Source organism: Bacillus sp. RO1 (assembly GCF_012524115.1).
GTDB lineage: Bacteria > Bacillota > Bacilli > Bacillales > Bacillaceae_I > Sutcliffiella_A.
The window spans coordinates 1-1,408 of the sequence record NZ_JAAZWB010000002.1 but is presented as its reverse complement, the minus strand read 5'-3'; the positions used below and the strand labels follow the sequence as shown (position 1 = coordinate 1,408).

The 1,408-nt window shown below is 37.9% G+C and carries 2 protein-coding genes; both read left to right on the top strand.

Annotated features, from left to right (window positions below; genetic code table 11):
• Window positions 1-122 precede the first annotated feature (122 nt).
• Window positions 123-797 carry a helix-turn-helix domain-containing protein gene (locus HC179_RS00020; RefSeq protein ID WP_168862479.1) on the top strand — a complete coding sequence of 225 codons (675 nt, stop codon included), beginning with the start codon at window positions 123-125 and terminating at the stop codon, window positions 795-797.
• On the top strand, window positions 737-1,408 hold a 672-nt coding region (locus HC179_RS00015), incomplete at its 3' end, for an IS3 family transposase (protein WP_168862480.1). The genes HC179_RS00020 and HC179_RS00015, both read left to right, overlap by 61 nt.

The window sequence follows — 1,408 nt, the reverse complement described above, 5'->3', positions numbered from 1 at the left end:
CCGGTGATGAGAACCTCTCCCCAGCTTTTTATTTGTCACTGAGGTCTTCATACTGATATGCTCCCTTTTACGTAGACAGATTAAAAAACAAAAATCTGTTTCCGCGAAGGGGAGTATTTATAATGTCAAAAAAAGCAAACTCTTTCGATGTCAAAATCAATGTCATAAGGGCTTTGGAAAATCGAACTCACACTATTACAGATTTAGCCCATATAAATAATGTTAGTCCATCCACTATATATAATTGGCTATATAGATATGAGAGTCTGGGGGAGAAAGGATTATACCCTACCTCAAAGGAGTATTCTAAGGAATATAAACTGAAGGTAGTCCAGGAATACCTTAACGGGGGGTACTCTCAAAAAGAACTTGTTAGGAAGTATGAAATATCAAGTAAATCTGTCCTCCAAAAGTGGATTAAGAATTATAATAGTCATAGAGAGCTAAAGGATACTTTAAAAGGAAGGAAGTTCACTATGACTAATAAAAGAAAAACTACCTTAAATGAACGGATAGAGATTGTGCACTATTATCTAGAGAACGGCATGGATTTTCATAAGGCAGCTGAGACCTTTCAGGTCTCTTACCAACAAGTGTATCAATGGGTGAAAAAGTATGAGAATGGTGGCGAAGAAGCCCTCCGAGATAAACGTGGGAGGAAAAAGGAAGAAGTGGAACTTACTCCTGAACAAAAGATACAACGAGAGATGCAGAGACTTGAAAGAGAAAATGAACGATTACGAGCAGAGAACGCCTTTTTAAAAAAGTTAGAGGAGATCGAAAGGAGGCAAAAATAAGTCAGATACGCCATGAGCAGATATATTTAGCCATTCAGGAACTTGAACAGGAAGAAGGGTTTTCTATTGTTATGCTCTGTGATATTGCGGAGATTGCCCGGTCTGCCTATTATAAGTGGTTGAAGCGAAAGCCCTCAAAACGTGAACGAGAAAGTGAAAAATTAATGAAAGAGATTACTACTGTGTTCGAAAAAGTGCAGGGTATTTATGGTTATCGTAGGGTGACTATTACTTTGAATCGTAGGTTAGGAAAATCTTATAACCATAAACGAATCTTGAGATTAATGCGTGTTTTAGGCATTCAAAGCATTATTCGAAGAAAAAAGAGCCGTTACAAAAAAGCGACTCCTAATCATATTGCCCAAAACCTGTTAAATCGGGAATTCCAAGCAGAAAAGCCGAATGAAAAGTGGGTGACAGACGTTACAGAGTTTAAGTTCGCTAAGGCCACAAAGGCTTATTTGAGTGCGATTCGAGATTTATCTGATGGGGCTATTATTAGTTATGTTTTAGGACGTAAAAATAACAATCAGCTAGTGTTTACAACCTTGGATCAAGCAACTGCCATGTTGAATGGTGAACAGCCGCTTTTACATAGTGATCGAGGATTT